Annotated in this window: 18 protein-coding genes, 1 pseudogene and 2 riboswitches; of the genes and pseudogenes, 3 read left to right on the forward strand and 16 right to left on the reverse strand. The window is 42.1% G+C overall.

What is annotated here, in order from left to right:
- Positions 1–6 precede the first annotated feature (6 nt).
- From KX728_RS06620 to typA, 12 genes and pseudogenes are all read right to left on the reverse strand, one after another.
- Positions 7–657, reverse strand: coding sequence for an energy-coupling factor transporter transmembrane component T (locus KX728_RS06620; RefSeq protein WP_215804474.1), 651 nt, complete (start codon positions 655–657; stop codon positions 7–9).
- Between the two features lies 1 nt (position 658).
- Positions 659–2,044: an ATP-binding cassette domain-containing protein gene (locus tag KX728_RS06625; protein ID WP_215804473.1), complete on the reverse strand. Its 1,386-nt coding sequence runs from the start codon at positions 2,042–2,044 to the stop codon at positions 659–661.
- Positions 2,045–2,605 (reverse strand): ECF transporter S component, encoded by a 561-nt coding sequence (locus KX728_RS06630; RefSeq protein ID WP_038805710.1) that lies wholly within the window; start codon positions 2,603–2,605, stop codon positions 2,045–2,047.
- Between the two features lie 153 nt (positions 2,606–2,758).
- A riboswitch (TPP riboswitch) is annotated at positions 2,759–2,847 on the reverse strand.
- Between the two features lie 123 nt (positions 2,848–2,970).
- Positions 2,971–3,639: a TenA family protein gene (locus KX728_RS06635; RefSeq protein WP_215804472.1), complete on the reverse strand. Its 669-nt coding sequence runs from the start codon at positions 3,637–3,639 to the stop codon at positions 2,971–2,973.
- A gap of 215 nt (positions 3,640–3,854) precedes the next feature.
- A riboswitch (TPP riboswitch) is annotated at positions 3,855–3,943 on the reverse strand.
- 148 nt (positions 3,944–4,091) lie between these two features.
- Positions 4,092–5,228: pseudogene (gene lctO, locus KX728_RS06640) on the reverse strand (L-lactate oxidase).
- A 241-nt stretch (positions 5,229–5,469) separates the two neighbouring features.
- Entirely contained in the window at positions 5,470–6,102 is a 633-nt protein-coding gene (gene pyrE, locus KX728_RS06645) for an orotate phosphoribosyltransferase (RefSeq protein ID WP_036755409.1), read from the reverse strand.
- Between the two features lie 39 nt (positions 6,103–6,141).
- Entirely contained in the window at positions 6,142–6,837 is a 696-nt protein-coding gene (gene pyrF, locus KX728_RS06650; protein ID WP_048753473.1) for an orotidine-5'-phosphate decarboxylase, read from the reverse strand.
- A 228-nt stretch (positions 6,838–7,065) separates the two neighbouring features.
- Positions 7,066–8,229, reverse strand: a complete 1,164-nt coding sequence (locus tag KX728_RS06655) for a cell division protein FtsQ/DivIB (RefSeq protein ID WP_215804471.1) — start codon at positions 8,227–8,229, stop codon at positions 7,066–7,068.
- A gap of 9 nt (positions 8,230–8,238) precedes the next feature.
- Entirely contained in the window at positions 8,239–9,297 is a 1,059-nt protein-coding gene (locus KX728_RS06660; RefSeq protein ID WP_215804470.1) for a UDP-N-acetylglucosamine--N-acetylmuramyl-(pentapeptide) pyrophosphoryl-undecaprenol N-acetylglucosamine transferase, read from the reverse strand.
- A 1-nt stretch (position 9,298) separates the two neighbouring features.
- A complete protein-coding gene (gene murD, locus KX728_RS06665) occupies positions 9,299–10,651 on the reverse strand; it encodes a UDP-N-acetylmuramoyl-L-alanine--D-glutamate ligase (protein ID WP_215804469.1) in 1,353 nt (450 codons plus the stop codon).
- 117 nt (positions 10,652–10,768) lie between these two features.
- A complete protein-coding gene (locus KX728_RS06670) occupies positions 10,769–11,023 on the reverse strand; it encodes a DUF3165 family protein (protein WP_000262666.1) in 255 nt (84 codons plus the stop codon).
- Positions 11,024–11,042: 19 nt separating this feature from the next.
- Positions 11,043–12,884, reverse strand: coding sequence for a translational GTPase TypA (gene typA, locus KX728_RS06675; RefSeq protein WP_215804468.1), 1,842 nt, complete (start codon positions 12,882–12,884; stop codon positions 11,043–11,045).
- A 158-nt stretch (positions 12,885–13,042) separates the two neighbouring features.
- Here typA and KX728_RS06680 point away from each other — a divergent pair, with 158 nt between their 5' ends.
- Entirely contained in the window at positions 13,043–13,768 is a 726-nt protein-coding gene (locus tag KX728_RS06680) for a 16S rRNA pseudouridine(516) synthase (RefSeq protein ID WP_215804467.1), read from the forward strand.
- Between the two features lie 39 nt (positions 13,769–13,807).
- On the opposite strand, the gene KX728_RS06685 is transcribed toward KX728_RS06680, so the two are convergent.
- From KX728_RS06685 to KX728_RS06695, 3 genes are all read right to left on the reverse strand, one after another.
- A complete protein-coding gene (locus KX728_RS06685; protein ID WP_306822997.1) occupies positions 13,808–14,005 on the reverse strand; it encodes a DUF4190 domain-containing protein in 198 nt (65 codons plus the stop codon).
- 100 nt (positions 14,006–14,105) lie between these two features.
- Positions 14,106–14,486, reverse strand: coding sequence for a rhodanese-like domain-containing protein (locus tag KX728_RS06690; protein ID WP_215804466.1), 381 nt, complete (start codon positions 14,484–14,486; stop codon positions 14,106–14,108).
- Positions 14,483–14,716 (reverse strand): YqgQ family protein, encoded by a 234-nt coding sequence (locus KX728_RS06695; protein WP_002882495.1) that lies wholly within the window; start codon positions 14,714–14,716, stop codon positions 14,483–14,485. The genes KX728_RS06690 and KX728_RS06695 overlap by 4 nt, the downstream gene beginning before the upstream one ends.
- A gap of 102 nt (positions 14,717–14,818) precedes the next feature.
- On the opposite strand from KX728_RS06695, the gene KX728_RS06700 reads away from it, so the two are divergent.
- The gene (locus tag KX728_RS06700) at positions 14,819–15,727 is read left to right on the forward strand and encodes a LysR family transcriptional regulator (RefSeq protein WP_001222578.1); all 909 of its coding nucleotides are present in this window, start codon (positions 14,819–14,821) and stop codon (positions 15,725–15,727) included.
- Between the two features lie 44 nt (positions 15,728–15,771).
- Positions 15,772–17,571: an N-acetylmuramoyl-L-alanine amidase gene (locus KX728_RS06705; RefSeq protein ID WP_215804465.1), complete on the forward strand. Its 1,800-nt coding sequence runs from the start codon at positions 15,772–15,774 to the stop codon at positions 17,569–17,571.
- A gap of 27 nt (positions 17,572–17,598) precedes the next feature.
- Here the strand turns inward: KX728_RS06705 and KX728_RS06710 are convergent, their stop codons facing one another.
- Positions 17,599–17,916: a hypothetical protein gene (locus tag KX728_RS06710; RefSeq protein ID WP_215804977.1), complete on the reverse strand. Its 318-nt coding sequence runs from the start codon at positions 17,914–17,916 to the stop codon at positions 17,599–17,601.
- Between the last annotated feature and the right edge of the window lie 200 nt (positions 17,917–18,116).

The raw sequence follows: 18,116 nt of genomic DNA on the forward strand, positions 1-18,116 counted from the left end.
ACTCCTTTATAAAAATAGACTGGTTTGAAGCAATAAAAAGAAAAGCAGGTAGATTAATGTTGTCCTCTGAGAAATATAAAAAGTCCGATAGCGATTCTCCAACTGCGCATGTTCGTCATATCCATGTGCAGACAGAGCTCTCAAGTAGAGATGGCGCCATCTAAAAACCGTCATCAGAACCTTACTGTAAATCAAGGGCGACCAAACATGCAATTTTTGACCACGCAGTAAGCAAGCTTCCTTGAGGGACTTGATTTCCTGCTGAATGAGGGGGAAGGCATTGAATACCACAATCAAGGCATACGCCCAAGACCGTGATAACCCCTTTTGAGCCAAGTACAAGAGAAGCTCTTTTAAGGAAATACTGGAAACAAAGACAAGGCCGATACAAACCGTCACAAAGGCCCTCGTTCCAAGTATCACTGCCTGCGAAGCATCCCCATGTAACTGTACTGCCCAATAGTTGGCGAAGGATGGCAAAATGGCGAGCACAAGCATCCAAGCCAACATTTTAAATCGACGGTGGTAGAGCATGAAGAGAATGCAAAATGCGACTACTGAAAGATTAAGAGCAATCGAAGGAAGGAAAGATGTTTCCAAGGATAAAATCAGCAAGAAAAGACTAATAATCGGTGTCTGAGTTGCTACTTTGATCATACTACCTCACCTCCCCTTGAGTATTCCTACTCAGAAAACTGAGAGGTTTGCTGATTGTCACGTCTTTAATATGACGGAGGCCCTCACTAGTCATCTCGATCCAATAATCAACCACAGAGATCAAGGGATCTAAACGATGGCTAATAATCAAAAAACTTCTTCCTTGATTTCTGTCCTCCAAAATCCACTTGCAAAAATAATGGCAAGCTCTATCATCCAAACCAGCAAATGGTTCATCTAGTAAAATCACAGAAGCCTTGCTGGTCAAGATGGTCAATAGCTGAAGAATCTTTTGCTGGCCACCACTTAATTGATAAGGACTCTTACCGAGTACCTGCTCCAAATTAAAAAATTGTAATGCTTGGAGAATTCGCTGATTTCTTTCAGAGTCTGAGCTATCTAATTGCAGTTCCTCTCGCAGACTGACTCGGATAAACTGCTTCTCAGCTTCCTGAACGACACCCGTCAGGTCACGATACAGACTCTTTTTCTTTTTTAGGACCGAACCCTTCCAAGTAATGCGTCCTTTATACTTTTGAAATTGAAGAATGGAGCGAAAGAGGGTTGATTTCCCAACACCATTGTCACCCAGAATACAGGAAATTCCTTGGTAGATAGTAAAATCAGCAATCGAAAAGAGGGGGCGATTCCCCAGCTCACAAGTCATACGGTCTATATAGAATAGTTCTAGGCTAGAGGCAACTTCCTTTGAAGCAACCTGTGTCATCTCAGAGGTTGAGATTTGAAACACTTCTCTTAGTTGTCCCTCTCTCAGCTCCACCATATGGTCAATGTAGGCTCCATAATCCGTTAAATCATGGTCGCACAGGATGACTGTCTTCCCATCAAGGACCAACTCTTTTAGAATCTCCAATATCTCTATCCTACTTTTGCGGTCAATAGAAGCAAAGGGCTCATCCAAGAGATAGACCCTAGGATTCATGGCAAAGAGAACAGCTAGCGCAGCCTTTTGCTTTTCTCCACCTGATAAGTGATGTATGGGACGGTGCAAGATTTTCTCACAGCGACATTGCCGGACCACCTCTGCTATTTTAGAATCAATTTCTTGAACAGGATGTCCGATATTCTCCAAGGTAAAAATCAGCTCTTCAAACAAGTTCTCCATGGTAAATTGATGATTGGGATTTTGAAAGAGAATGCCAACCGTATGGACACGTTCGACGATTGAAAGCTGACTGACCTGGTTTCCATCTATCAGGACTTGACCACTATAGGGTAAGGAATTGACCTGGGCAATGATTTGAAAAAGGCTGGATTTTCCTGAACCACTGCTCCCAACTAACAAGGTAAAAGCTTGCGCATGAAAAGTAAAATCAATCGGTTCCGAAAAGATTGGAGACTGAATCCCCCGTAGTTCCAGCCCCATCTATGCCTTGCCTCCAGCTGCAAACTGATGGTAGAGTTTGACAATGGCACGAACCAAGATGGTACAGAAGAAAAAGACGGAAATAAAACGCACCACCAGCAAGGAAAGTACAAAAGGAAGGGAGAAGGCATAGTAACCTAATTTAATGTATTCATAGACAAAGCTAACAAGCGTAATCCCAATACTATTGGCAGTTAGAGAGAGCCAACTTTCATAGCGATTCTTGGTTACGAGAAAACCAAATTCACTTCCCAAGCCTTGAACCAAGCCAGACAATAGGGCGCCTAGGCCGAATTGGCTACCATAAAGAACTTCAGCAAGCGCAGCGAGCACTTCTCCAATCGTCGCACTTCCGACTCTTGGAACAAAGATGGCCGCAATGGGCGCAGCCATACACCAGAGACCAAAGAGGATTTCATTGGCAAAGGCCTGTAAACCAAGAGGGGCCAAGATTAGGGTGAGAATATCAAACAGATAGCCCGAACCCACAAAAACGCCACCAAAAAAGATAGACAAGAAAGCAAGTAAGATAACATCTTTTAACTGCCATTTTTTCAACATAAAAAACTCCTTTTTTAAAGAAAAGTGGGGCATTCAAGGAGAGCTACCAAAAGGCTTGCCGTCTATCCTCTTTTGATAAACAAAAAAACTCCAATTACAAACGAGAATTAGAGTTTACCTTACAAGATTAGACAGTTTCCTTCAACATACGAAAAAAACCTTTTCACATTTCCCTTCGCCAGTCTTAACTGTATCAGGTTCAATGGGTATCATCTCAGCCTAAAGCACCCCAAATGTCTTTATTATTTTATTACTGGACCAGTATAACAGAATTTGAAAGCCCTAGCAAGATATTTGACTGGAAAATATATTTATATAGTTTGTTTGTTCATTCTTTTAATTTACATCAAAGGATTGCATCTGTCCTATAATTCATAACCGATATCAAAAAAGGCTAATTCCAAAGCAACTGCTTGATTCCAGCGTTGCTGAAGTTCTGTCAAATCTTCTCGATTTTTCCCGACACGATTGAGTTCGTCAACCAGAAATTGAACCCACTCTGTAAAGAAAGGACCTCTGTGGAGATTGATCCATTCCAAATGAATATAGGCTTCAGGTAGTGCCAAATCTTTAGAACCCCAGTCTAAATAGAGACCTTCTGCAATGACCAGCATGACCAAAAGATGAGCATAGTCTGATGAAGCCACAGCAGAATACATTAGCTCCTGAAACGCTTTTGTTACAGGGTGCAAGGTCACTTCCAGATAGTCATTCTCTGCTACCTTTAACTCTTTGAAAGCCTTTTGGAAATAACCATCTTCATCTGCTTCAAGAAAGCCTAGTTGCTTGGCAAAACGAAGTTTGGATTCAAGCTGGTCTGCGTGAGCTACACAGGCACCCAGCATGGATAAGAAGGCATCAAAGAAATGATAATCTTGAATCAGGTAGTCTTTTAAGACCTTATTCTCAATTGTCCCCGCAAAAAGTTCCTTAACAAAACGATGATTGATTGCAGCCTGCCAATCCTTCTGACTGCTTTTTAATAATTCTCCAACGGTCAAACCTGGCTGAAATGCATAGTCTTGTGTTTCCATATTACTTTTCCTCTCTTTACTCGTTCGTAATCAACAAAATACCAAGAAAATCCTAGTTTTACTTGACCTTTTTAAAGAAAAGTGGGGCATTAAAGGAGAGCTACCGAAAGGCTTGCCGTCAAGCCTATCCTCTTTTGATAAACAAAAAAACTCCAATTACAATCAAGAATTAGAGTTTAGCTTACAAGATTAGATAGTTTCTTTCGACATACGAAAAAAACCTTTTCACATTTCCCTTCGCCAGTCTTAACTGTATCAGGTTCAATGGGTATCATCTCAGCCTAAAGCACCCCAAATGTCTTTATTATTTTATTACTGGACCAGTATAACAGAATTTGAAAGCCCTAGCAAGATATTTGACTGGAAAATATATTTATATAGTTTCTAATAACGATTTAATCTATCTATACACGAAGAAAAACCTCCACATCAGGTGGAGGCCGTCTTCTTTATCAATACAATTTTAAGTCACGAGGATCAACTGGGAAGGTTGGGTTGTATGGATTATGACGGAGTTTGAAGTGTTTAACATCCTCAATAGTCTGAGTTCCAGATAACTGCATGACTGTCTTCAATTCTGCATTCAAGTGCTCAAAGACTTGACGCACACCAACACTACCACCGAGAGCCAAACCATAAATAACAGGGCGACCAATGGCTACCAAGTCTGCTCCAGAAGCCAAGGCTTTGAAGACGTGCTGACCACGACGAACACCAGAGTCAAAGACAATTGGCACACGTTTATCAACTGCTTCAGCTACTTCTTGAAGCGAGTCAAAGGATGCTGGTCCACCGTCGATTTAGCGGCCACCGTGGTTGGTTACCCAGATACCAGAAGCACCTGCGGCAAGCGAACGTTCAACGTCCTCACGGCACTGTGGCCCCTTGACATAGACAGGAAGACCAGAGTATGCAGCGATAAATTCAACATCGCGTGGAGACAAGCGTTGTTTGGCTGATTTGTAAACAAAGTCCATTGATTTTCCAGCACCTTCTGGCAGGTATTCCTCAACAATCGGCATGCCAACTGGGAAGACAAAACCATTGCGCTTATCGACCTCACGATTCCCCCCTACAGTTGCATCTGCCGTCAAGACAATCGCTTTGTAGCCTTCAGCCTTCACACGGTCCATGATATGGCGGTTAATTCCATCATCCTTACTAAAGTAAAATTGGAACCAATGAGGTGTTCCTTGAAGAGCTTCCGTAATTTCTGGAAGGTCAACGGTAGAGTAGGAACTAGTTGTATAGAGAGAACCAAATTCATGCACACCACGCGCAGTAGCTACTTCCCCCTGCTCATTTGCCAATTTATGAGCCGCAACAGGTGCCATAATAATTGGTGAAGATAATTTTTCACCTGCAAATTCAATCTCTGTACTTGGATTTTCAACATCGCAAAGCGTATGCGGAACGATGAGTTTGTGGTTAAAGGCACGGATGTTCTCGCGTAAAGTGAAAGTATCCTCTGCTCCACTAGCGATATAACCAAAGGCAGCTTTAGGAATAACTTGTTGCGCCATTGGCTCCAAATCATAAGTGTTAATAAAATCTACAGGTCCTTCTGCATTACTTGTTTTATATGACATAAAGTGTCCTCCTTATTAAGTAAGCGTTTGCTTTGTCTTACATTAACAATCTTACCTCTTTTTCAGAATCCTTTCAAAAATTTTGTCTGGAAATTTCAAACTGATTATCTGAATATGCCCCAAAAAAGAGAGGACTCTCATTCTACCATTATCCTATATTCTTCTTTACCTTTAGGAACCTTTGTTTTATTGCCCACATATAAAAATCAGGTAATCTTGTGACTACCTGATTTTCTATGTTTTAGGCATTTTGCCAATTTTCTTGGTCTTCTTTAAAGCGTTTTAGGAGGTCGAGTCCTTCTGGCGTGATGTAACCTTCTTCTTGGGCTAGGTGGATTAGTTCACTGTAGTTAGAAAGCGTCACCAATTTTACACCAGCATCTGCGAAGTTCTTATCTGCTTTTGGCAATTGATAGCTGAAAATCGCTACAACTCCAAGAACATCGGCTCCTTCGCGTTTGGCAGCTGCTACGGCTTCAAGAACAGAGCCACCCGTTGAAATGAGGTCTTCAACAACAACCATTTTTTGACCTTGGGCTACTCGGCCTTCGATTTGGTTACCAGCTCCGTGGTCTTTTGGTTTGCTGCGGATGTAGGCAAAAGGCAAGTTCATCTTGTCAGCAATGATCGCTCCGTGTGGAATTCCTGCTGTCGCAGTTCCTGCTATCACTTCTACTTCTGGAAATTCTGCTTTAATAGCTTCCACAAAACCATTTTCAATTAGGGTACGAGTCTCTGGATAGGCAAGCGTCACACGGTTGTCAGTATAAATCGGCGATTTGATACCAGATGCCCAAGTGAAAGGCTCCTCTGGTTTGAGGTAAACGGCTTGAATTTTCAAGAGGTGGCTAGCGATATCTTTAGCAAGTGTCATAGTCTTCTCCTTTTGTTTTTATAATCTATTTCTTTAATTTTAGTCTTGGTTCCATTCATCCTTGATAGCATGATAAGCTGCAACAGGATCCTCAGCTTGGGTAATGGGACGTCCCACTACGATATAGTCACTACCGATTTGATAAGCATCCGCTGGCGTCATGACACGTTTTTGGTCTCCAACCGCAGCTCCCGCTGGACGGATTCCCGGTGTCAAACAGATAAAATCTGAATTGGTGGCCTGCTTGATGAGTTGCACTTCCTGAGCTGAGCAAACGACACCATCCAAGCCCGCTTCAGCTGTCTTCTTGGCATAGTGAATGACCGATTCTTGAAGACTGGTTTGGATATTTTGAAAGTCTCTCATTTGTTCTTCAGAAGTTGAAGTCAATTGAGTGACAGCAATCAATTTTGCTTCTTTTCCAAGACCTTCACGCGCAGCCTTCATCATCTCCACACCACCAGCAGCATGAACATTGGTCATGTCCACACCAAGCTGAGATAAGACCTTCATAGCAGATTTGACTGTATTGGGAATATCATGTAGCTTGAGGTCCAAAAAGACACTATGCCCTAGTGACTTCAAATAACGGACAACTTCTGGACCTTCCGCATAATAAAGCTCCATTCCCACTTTTAAATAAAGACTTTCTTCTGCTGGGAAAAGAGATAAAAATTCCTTGACTGCCTCAAAACTAGGAAAATCAAGAGCAATAACTGGACGATGTTCACGCATACCTTTCTCCTTTTACCTTTGTAAGCTAGAGAGCATGAAAAAAGGAACCTGCCAACAGCAAGGTTCCACGAAAAATGGGTAGTCTCCACCCTTTCACCGTCTAACCTTAGCTGCCTCTCTGGACTGCTTTAAAGGTTTTTTTCTATTCTATTATTTATAGTAGGACTTGTCAAGCAAAAACTCGAAACTAGACTTCTATACCATCCAAAATCAAGAGGAAAAGTTAGTCTAACGACTCTGTGATTGCTGGCTCGTTTGGCTTTGATTTCCCTGTTCTTCTTGTTTTTTCTTTTCTTCTTCCTGTTTTTTCTTCTCAGCTTCCTTGGCCTCTTGTTTGGCTTTTTCCTCAGCCTCTTCTATCAATTTATCCGCTATAGTATAGCTGTATACTCCAGCTTCCATATCGACTACACTCGGTTCTGACAATTGTGGCTTGATTTTGCTGTAATAAGGCAATTTCTTGCTCAATTCTGACAAGGGAACCAAAACCTCATCTGTATCCAGCATAGTAATTTTTAAAAGATCTGCTGTTGCCTTGCTTGGCGCTAATTCGATTTTCTGGATTTGACTCTTGATATCCTCACTGATGCTAGACAATCCTGTGATCAGTTCTTTCACCTGCTGCTCATCGTTAAAGGTAACTGTCAGATAAGTCTCAGGTAAGTTTAAGCGATCAACAGGAGTTGACTCTACTGTACCACTAGACAGAATAGGATAATGTTCTTCACCAGACACATAATAACCAACAATATCGAATTCCTTGACCTCAATCGTAAAGTTAGTCGGAAATTGATAGTCAATCTTCGCTGATTCTATCCAATGATTGGACTTGATTCGCTCAGCGTATGTTTCCTTATCCAACAATAGAGCTAAAGTATAGTCGCTATCTTGAATTCCAGAAGCCTGTTTGATGTCATCCGCCTGCGTGTTACTATTTCCCTTAACCTCGATATTTTTGATGGTCGAAAGTGGAGTCAATAGATAGACTGAAAGAAGGAGGACCAGGACACTTGGTACCAAGATACTCACAGCTCGCCAAATATGAACAGGCGCAATTTTAGGCTTGGCAGGTTTTTCTGGTTTCTCTGGTTTTTCTTTTTTCTTCTTCTCTTTTTCCTCTTTGACTTTTCGGTCATCCTTTTGAGATTTTTCTTCTTTTTCGGATGGTTCCTTGCTTGGACTTGAGGCTTCCTCATCTGACTCACTCGATGATTTCTTGGATTCCTCCAATAGTTTCGAGTTGGCTTCCTTACGAGCTTGTTTTTCCTTTTCCTTCTCTTCAGCTAGGGCAGCTTCTTCCTCAGCCTTCTTCTTCAGGTATTCCTGGTTTCGTTTCTGCCATTCAGACAATTCTTGCTTCTTGTTTGATTCTTTTTTCTTATCCTTTGACATTGATATTCCTTATGCTAGGTCTTTTCTTAGTAGATCATAAAAATCTGCAAGAGATTTCAATTCAGTCGAAGCTTTCATGCTAGCTTGGTATTGGTCCTTGTGACTAAGCAAGTGACTGAGTTTCGCCTCCAAGCTTTCCAAGGTCAAGTCACTTTCTTGAAGTTCTTCTGCGTAGCCTTTCTTAACAAAGTAAGCCGCATTTTCAATCTGGTCTCCTCGACTTGCTTCACGACCTAATGGTACGATGAGATGGAGTTTCGCCATGGCCAAGAGCTCGAAAATCGTATTGGCACCACCACGCGTCACTACTACATCTGCCATCTCCATCAAGGGTTGATAGAGATCCGTCACATAATCAACACGAAAGAGATTTTGACTCAACTCATTGAGGCTAGAATCTCCAGTGAGATTGATAATATTGTAGCGCTCTGTCAGTTCTTGCTTATGATCAGTCACCAATTGGTTAAATACACGAGCTCCTGCAGAACCACCAACAAACAATACCGTTGGCAATTTAGGATCAAAGTGGGTTTGGATATCCACCAATTCATCTGGTTCAGGAGTGTTTTGGTCTGAAACCTTGGTCACAGCCCCCACATGCTCGACCTTTACGAGACCAGCAGCCTGCTCAAAGGTTGAATACATCTTGGTCGCAAATTTATAGGCGATTTTATTGGCCAAGCCCATGGACAGGTCCGATTCGTGAATAAAGACAGGCACTCCTGACACACGCGCAGCGATAACCGGCGGTACAGAGACAAAGCCTCCCTTTGAAAAAAGGGCCTGTGGACGCAGTCGTAACATGATAAAGAGGGATTGGACAATTCCCCAACCAACTTTAAACACATCCAGCATATTTTGCCAAGAGAAATAGCGGCGCAACTTCCCAGTCGCAATGGAGTGGAAGGTAACATTCAAGCCTGACTTGAGGATTTCTTGGTGTTCGATTCCGTGCTTGTCACCGATATAGTGAACTTCCCAGTCGTCTTCGATGAACTTAGGCATTAACAAAAGGTTGAGGGTGACGTGTCCAACCGTCCCCCCACCTGTAAAGACAATTTTTTTCATATTATTCCTTTAACTCCGCTACTGTGTCGATAAAGAGGTCGCCACGTGCTTCAAAGTTAGCATACATATCCCAGCTAGCATTGGCAGGACTGAGGAGAACCACATCTCCTTGAGTCGCGAGCTCATAAGCCTTGCGGGTCGCATCAGCAATATCTGTCGCATCTACATAAGCCACACCAGCCTTATCCGCTGCCCGTTTGACACGTTCTGCAGATTGACCGAGGATAACCATCTTCTTGACCCCAGTAATATCTGGCACCAATTCGTCAAACTCATTTCCACGGTCCAAACCACCTGCGATTAAGATAACCTTACTGTTGTCAAATCCTGACAAGGCTTTTTGAGTAGCCAAGATATTGGTTGACTTACTATCGTTATAGAATTTGACACCCTTGATTTCATCCACAAATTGGAGACGGTGTTTGACACCTCCAAAGGCTGAAAGAGTTTCCTTGATGGTTTGGTTATCCACACCACGGAGCTTGGCTACAGCAATAGTCGCAAGGGCATTTTCTACATTGTGGCTACCTGGAACACCGATTTCACTAGCTACCATGACCACTTCTCCACGGAAGTAGAGTTGACCATCTTCCAAATAAGCTCCATCAACCTTTTCCTGTGTTGAAAATGGTACAACAGTAGCTTGTGTTTTGGTAGCCAATTCTTTTGCCAAATCTTGGTTAAAGTTCAAGACAAGGAAATCAGCTGCTGTCATCTTGTTCTGGATATTCCACTTAGCTGCCACATACTCCTCAAAAGAACCATGATAGTCGATATGAGTGGGCATGAGGTTGGTAATAACCGCAATCTCAGGATGGAATTCTTGGACACCCATCAGTTGGAAAGAAGAAAGTTCCATGACGAGCGTATCCTTGGCTGTCGCAGTTTGAGCCACTTGACTAGCAGGATAGCCGATGTTCCCTGACAAGAGACCGCGTTGACCAGCAGCAGTTAAAACTTCCCCAATCATCGTCGTTGTAGTTGTTTTCCCATTTGAACCAGTGATACCGATAATTGGAGCATCTGAAATCAAGTAAGCCAATTCCACCTCAGTCAAAACTGGAATCCCTTTTGCCAATGCTTTTTCAATCATGGGATTGCTATACGGAATCCCTGGATTTTTCACCATCAGAGCGAAATCTTCATCCAAGAGCTCCAAAGGATGCCCACCAGTGACAACCTTAATCCCATCTTCTAGTAAACTTTGCGCAGCAGGATTTTCTTCAAAAGGCTTGCCGTCATTTACTGTCACAATGGCACCCAGCTTGTCCAACAAACGGGCCGCAGACTCACCAGACTTAGCCAAACCTAAAACAAGGACTTTCTTATTTTTAAATTGATCGATTACTTTCATGTCTCAAACTCCATTTCTACTTCTACTATTTTACCATTTTTATGGAAATAATACTAAACGAAAATGCTCTAGCCTTCATTCTAGCATAGAAAAAGAGAGCCATAGCCCTCTTTCTCTTTATCTTCTTCTGCTCTTTTTTACAGACATGAGCGTAATGTCTCTCAAGCTAAAGTAGGCTAGAGCCAGCATGGCGATTGTGACAAAGAATTCTGTCGGTAATTGGAAGATTTGCAAGATGGACAACATCAGCAAAATCAAGAGTGCAACAACTACAAAGACCAAGATAACGATGTTGACTGTTCCTTTGATACTTTGGGGTGTCGCAAATACATAGAGTAGTAATAAGAGTATCCCTATGATTAAATAGACCATCTTTATCTCTTTCTAGCTCTTATTCAGCTGATTTTTTCTTTTTGTTGGCTTTCTCACGCTCTGCCTTGTTGAGAATTTGCTTACGCAAACGGATTGACTCAGGCGTTACTTCCATGTACTCATCGTCGTTCAAGAACTCAAGAGACTCTTCAAGGGTCAAGATACGAGGTGTCTTGATAACCGCTGTTTGGTCCTTGGTTGCAGAACGAACGTTGGTCATTTGTTTGGCCTTAGTGATGTTAACTGTCAAATCGTTTTCACGAGAGTTTTCACCAATGATCATTCCTTCGTAAACCTCAGTACCTGGGTTGACAAAGATGGTTCCACGTTCTTCGATAGACATGATTGAGTAAGTTGTAGCCTTACCAGCATCAATAGAAACAAGGGCACCACGGTGACGTCCACCAATTTCTCCTGGAATCAATGGCAAGTATTGGTCAAAGGTATGGTTCATAATACCGTAACCACGAGTCATTGACAAGAACTCAGTTGAGTAACCGATCAAACCACGCGCTGGAACTAGGAAGACCAAACGAGTTTGACCATTACCAGTTGAAATCATATCCAACATTTCACCCTTACGTTCAGAAAGGCTTTGGATAACAGATCCTTGGTATTCTTCTGGAGTATCGATTTGAACACGTTCAAATGGCTCACATTTAACACCGTCGATTTCTTTTACAATAACCTCTGGACGAGATACTTGAAGTTCATAACCCTCACGACGCATGGTTTCGATAAGGATTGACAAGTGCAATTCTCCACGTCCTGAGACAGTCCATTTATCTGGTGAGTCCGTTGGGTCAACACGAAGGGAAACGTCTGTTTGCAATTCTGCTTGCAAGCGTTCTTCCACCTTACGAGAAGTCACCCATTTACCTTCTTTACCAGCAAATGGTGAGTTGTTGACCAAGAAAGTCATTTGAAGCGTTGGCTCATCGATGTGAAGGATTGGAAGAGGCTCAACTGCATCTGTCGGTGTAATCGTCTCACCAACAAAGATATCTTCCATACCTGAAACGGCAATCAAGTCACCTGCTTTTGCTTCTTGGATTTCACGACGTTCCAAACCAAAGAAACCGAAAAGTTTTGTAACACGGAAGTTCTTCGTTGTACCATCTAGTTTAGAAAGGGTAACTTGGTCCCCAACTTTCACACTACCACGGAAGACACGACCAATACCGATACGTCCTACGAAGTCATTGTAGTCCAAAAGTGATACTTGGAATTGAAGTGGTTCATCTGAGTTGTCCACTGGAGCAGGGATATGGTCGATAATGGTATCAAAGATTGGTGCCATTGTTTTTTCTTGATCAGCTGGATCGTCTGACAATGAAGAAGTTCCGTTGATAGCTGAAGCATACACCACTGGGAAATCAAGCTGGTCATCGTCTGCACCAAGCTCAATGAAGAGCTCCAATACTTCGTCTACTACTTCTGCTGGACGAGCTGATGGTTTATCGATTTTGTTGACAACCACGATTGGAACAAGGTCTTGTTCCAAGGCTTTTTTCAATACGAAACGAGTCTGTGGCATGGTTCCTTCGTAGGCATCTACGACCAAGACAACACCGTCAACCATTTTCATGATACGCTCAACTTCTCCACCGAAGTCCGCGTGTCCTGGTGTGTCCATGATGTTGATACGAGTTCCGTTGTAAGCAACGGCTGTATTTTTCGCAAGGATGGTAATTCCACGCTCTTTTTCGATATCGTTTGAGTCCATAGCGCGCTCTGCCAATTCAGTACGTGCATCAAGCGTTTCTGATTGCTTCAATAATTCGTCAACGAGGGTTATTTTACCGTGGTCAACGTGGGCGATAATCGCAATGTTACGGATATCTTCTCTTAATTTTGTCATGATTTCCTCTAATATTTAAATTTTTATTTCTAACTGAACAATTATACCACAGTCTCATTCAAAAATCACAGTTCAGCTAAGTGTAAATGTTTTCACTCTGCTTTTCTAGTCAAGGCAACTCTTTTCAAAGTCAGAGACTTATGATAAGATAAGCTGGTATGCGTTTAGATAGATTATTAGCCCAAGAAAAGGTCAGTCGCAAGGCTATGAAACAGGCTCTATTAAAAAAAGAAATCCTAGTGGACGATTGTCCAGCCAGCTCCCTGGCTCAAAATATCGACACTGGGTTGCAGAAATTAGTCTTTCAAGGACGACAAATCCAAGGCTACGAGCACACCTACCTCCTGCTGCATAAGCCAAACGGAGTCGTTACAGCTAGCAAGGATAAGAAACTTCCAACCGTCATGGACCTCCTTCCACCTGACAGCCAGTCTGACCAGCTCTATGCTATCGGCAGACTAGACCGCGATACCACGGGACTGCTGCTTTTGACAGACAATGGACCTCTTGGCTTCCAACTCCTTCATCCCCAGTACCATGTCGATAAATCCTATCAAGTGGTAGTAAACGGACCGCTCACGTCAGACCATATCCAAAAGTTCAAGGATGGAATTGTCTTTTTAGATGGGACCACTTGTAAACCTGCTCAGCTAGAAATTCTAGACATAAGCCCAACAGAGAGCCATGCCTCTATTACCATCTCAGAAGGAAAATTTCATCAAGTTAAAAAAATGTTCCTCTCAGTTGGTGTCAAGGTGACTGCCCTAAAACGCGTCCAATTCGGTGACTTTACATTAGACCCAGAACTAGCAGAAGGGCAATACCGTCCCTTGAATCCAGAGGAATTGGAAATCATTAAAAACTATTTAGAAAAAAGTGGATAAAAGAAAAAAGCTTTAAATTTAAAGCTTTTTTAATCTTCTTTAACTCATATGTAAGATAACTCCAGTAATCCAGTTAAGAGCAGAAAGAACAATACCTACAATAGCTATAATTCTTTCTGTTTTATAATCAAGTCCAGATTCTTTTTGAAGTTCGTTAGCAAACAATACACCAGTGATACCTAAACCAATACCTCCCAACGGAAATAACAAACTAAGAATGATAGATAGAATACCCACCAAAAGTGGATTTTTTTCTTTTCTTGCATTTTCTAAAAATCCCTTAAAATGATTATTAATTTAGTATAGGAGACCGACTTTATCAACTTTTTCCTTGATCTTAGCTAGTCTTGACCTTCCCGTTCCAAGAATCCAACCCATAAGAAAGGATATAAATCTCAGAGAAACCTTGTTTTTTCAGATAAAGTGCTGCATTGGTCACTCGTTGTCCGCGTTGGTTTTCGTAGATAAGGACAGGTTTATCCTTGCGAAGGGCTGCAAGGCTTGACTTCAACTGATTTGAAGGAATATTGCGAGCTCCGAGGATATGTTTTCTGTGAAATTCTGCTGGTTCACGGACATCAATCAATTGCCCTTTCCGAATCAAGGCTTCAAATTCTGCATTATCCACAATCTTAGCCGCACGACGAATACGAAGGTAGTTATACCCCATCCATGCCGCCATCGCTAATACGATTCCCCACAAAAACCAAATTGTCATAAGTTCTTATCTCCATTTTTCTCTATATAGTCTAATTCTATCTTGTGCTCTCTACGAAGAACAGCTTCTGCCTCTAGATAGTCTAGCTTGTCCATCAGACCTGCATCATAGATCCGAGAGAGTTCGAGCTTCATCAGTTCAATATCATACAAGCGCTTCCCCACGTAAACAATAATGCCAAACTGCTTGAGAAATTGCTGCACATCATAGAATGTTTTCATAGCTTCCATTTTAGCAAATTCTAGACTTTTTTTCAATACTGGACCGGCTCTTTCCCCCTATTTTCTTCGTCTTCATTGCCCATTCTTCCGCAAGTATGGTACAATAAAAACATGAGAATTCAACAACTACACTATATTATCAAAATCGTCGAAACTGGCTCTATGAATGAGGCAGCCAAGCAACTCTTTATCACCCAACCCAGTCTCTCTAATGCTGTTCGAGACTTGGAAAATGAAATGGGCATTGAAATCTTTATCCGCAATCCCAAGGGAATTACCTTGACGCGTGATGGAATGGAGTTTCTCTCCTACGCTCGCCAAGTTGTCGAGCAAACTCAGCTTCTGGAGGAACGTTATAAAAATCCTATCGCCCACCGCGAACTTTTCAGCGTTTCCTCTCAGCACTATGCCTTTGTAGTCAATGCCTTTGTCTCTTTGCTCAAGAAAAGTGATATGGAAAAATACGAGCTCTTCCTTCGTGAAACTCGGACTTGGGAGATTATCGATGACGTCAAGAACTTCCGTAGCGAGGTCGGTGTCCTCTTTTTAAACAGCTACAACCGCGATGTTTTAACGAAAATGCTTGATGACAACCACCTCTTAGCCCACCACCTCTTTACCGCTCAACCCCATATCTTTGTTAGCAAGACCAACCCTCTAGCTAAAAAAGACAAGGTCAAACTGGCTGATTTGGAAGACTTTCCTTATCTGAGTTATGACCAGGGGACGCACAACTCTTTCTACTTTTCAGAGGAGATTCTTTCACAAGAGCACCACAAGAAATCCATCGTAGTCAGTGACCGTGCCACCCTCTTTAATCTCTTGATTGGTTTGGATGGTTACACCATTGCAACAGGGATTTTGAACAGCAACCTCAACGGAGACAATATCGTTTCCATTCCACTGGACATTGACGACCCGATTGAACTAGTCTATATCCAGCATGAAAAAACCAGCCTGTCTAAGATGGGCGAACGCTTTATCGAATACTTACTAGAAGAAGTTCAATTCGATAATTAATAGAAAAATGAAAAAGGGAAAAAGAAAAAGTTAGGAAATAGAAAGTGAAAAAGATACTACTGACCAGTGCTTTAATCCTTTCAATCGCAGGATTAGCACCCGCATCCGTCTTAGGAGAAGAAAACACTACTCAATCCACATCTGCTGTCAAGGAAGCAATTGCCAAAGAAGAAAAGAAAGAGTCGAGTGTTGAGGAAAACTCTAAATCAGAAGCTCTTCCGAAAGTAGATGTGCAAGAAGATAAGCCCAAAAAAGAAGGGTGGTACCAAGAAAATCACCACTGGCGTTTTTACCAAGATGATAAACCTGCTTTGAACTGGAAACAAATCCAAGGCAAATGGTACTACTTCGATCAAGATGGTAATCGTCTTCATTCTACTATCTACAAAGGCTATGCCTTTGACCAAGATGGTGTCATGATAGAAAATAGCTGGACCAATTTGGACAATCAATGGTATTATTCTGATTCTTCTGGACGACTAGCTCAGAACACCTGGAAAAAAATCAATGGTTCTTGGTACTATTTTGACCAAACTGGAAGTATGCTCAGCAACACTGCCGTTGACGGCTATCTTCTCACAAAAAGCGGAGCTATGGCAGAAAAGGGCTGGACTAAATTAGACCAAATTTGGTATTATGTCGCTCCTTCTGGAAAAATCTCACAGGATAAATGGGAGAAAATCAACGGTTCTTGGTATTACTTTGACAAAGACGGTGGAATGCTGAGTGCGACAACCTTCAAGGGTTACCTCTTCAACCAGAGTGGAGCTATGGCAGAAAACAACTGGGTCAAAATCAAGGATACTTGGTTCTATGCGAACGGGTCAGGGAGATATGTCCAAGAAAACTGGCAAAAGATTCAGGGTTCCTGGTACTCATTTGACCAGAATGGGGGAATGCTAGCAGACAAATGGAAAGGAAGCTACTACCTTAAAACCAGTGGAGCCATGGCAGAGAATGAGTGGATCTTCGATAAAGCCTACAAGAGCTGGTTCTATCTAAAAGCGGATGGCCGTTATGCAAATCAGGAGTGGATTGGAGCATACTACCTCAAGTCAGGTGGTTACATGGCAAAGAGCGAATGGATTTACGATAACTCTGACAAAGCACGCTACTACCTAGATGATAATGGACATTATGTTTCAGGAACTTACAAGATAGACGGTAAGGAACACTTGTTCCAAAAATACGGCCAATGGATTTCTGAAGTTTCAACTGAAGGTGGATTTACAAAAGGCCTATACAGCAATACCATCTTCCTAGATCCTGGACATGGTGGTCGAGATTCCGGTGCCTTTTACTACAATGTCGCTGAAAAAGATCTCAACATGCAGATTTACCGTAAACTTCGTGCTAAGTTAGAAGAACTAGGCTACAAGGTCCTCACCTCTCGTGATAGTGATATTGACGTTGATTTTGTAACCGAACGTTCTCGTATGGTTAATAAGACCAACTCTGACATCTTTATCAGTATTCACTTCAATGCAACTGGTAGCGCATACTCAAAAGCAAGCGGTATTCAAACCTACTCCTATAGCGATGAACCTGATTACCCAAGCAAGATTAATAAATACTGGCACAATCACCCTGATCGTATGAGTGAAAGCAGACGCCTCGCCGCTGACATCCACTCCTCTCTTCTAGCAGAAACAGGGGCCAAGGATGCTGGCTTATTGGAGAGCAGCTATGCTGTACTACGCGAAACAGCCAAACCAGCCGTCCTCCTTGAACTTGGTTATATGGATAATTTCACTGAAAGCCAACAAATCAGAGATAGCTGCTACCAAGATAAACTGGTCGCAGGCATTGTAAAAGGGATCCAAAAATACTACGCTGGTCAGTAAAAAAGTCTCGAGAAATCTCGAGACTTTTTATTTGCCTTCTTTTTTATCTTTATCAGGAAAGAGGTAGCCAAGTCCTACACAAGCTAGCACTCCCGCACCAATTACCAAACCACTTGAGATTGGCAAAATATCAAAAATTGCATTTGCAATGATAAAAGCAATAATCAAGCACATCAGACTAGCCTTGTAGTCTTTTTTCAAAAAGTTTTCCAGAGTGAAATAGAGGAACAATCCTACCGGAATGAGTGACCAGAGGTTGACATCCAAACGTGGCCAACCAACAGAACCGAAATACAATACTAGCGCTGCAGCTACTAAAAATACAAGTCCCAATAATTTTTTCATTTTTTGTCTCCATTTTCTTTTTTGGGTTCTTGAGTTGTCTAATACTGACCCCTCATGTCCCTTACATGAACCATTATAGCAGAGGAATTTTTCAAGAACAAGCCCTTTTGCCTATCTGGTCAATATCTCTGTCTAAGTGGTTGAATAGTAGTGATAAAAGAAAAAGAAGCCCTAATGGACTTCTTGATTTTGCCGATTGT

It is taken from the genome of Streptococcus oralis, from assembly GCF_019334565.1.
GTDB classification, from domain to species: Bacteria; Bacillota; Bacilli; order Lactobacillales; family Streptococcaceae; genus Streptococcus; species Streptococcus oralis_CR.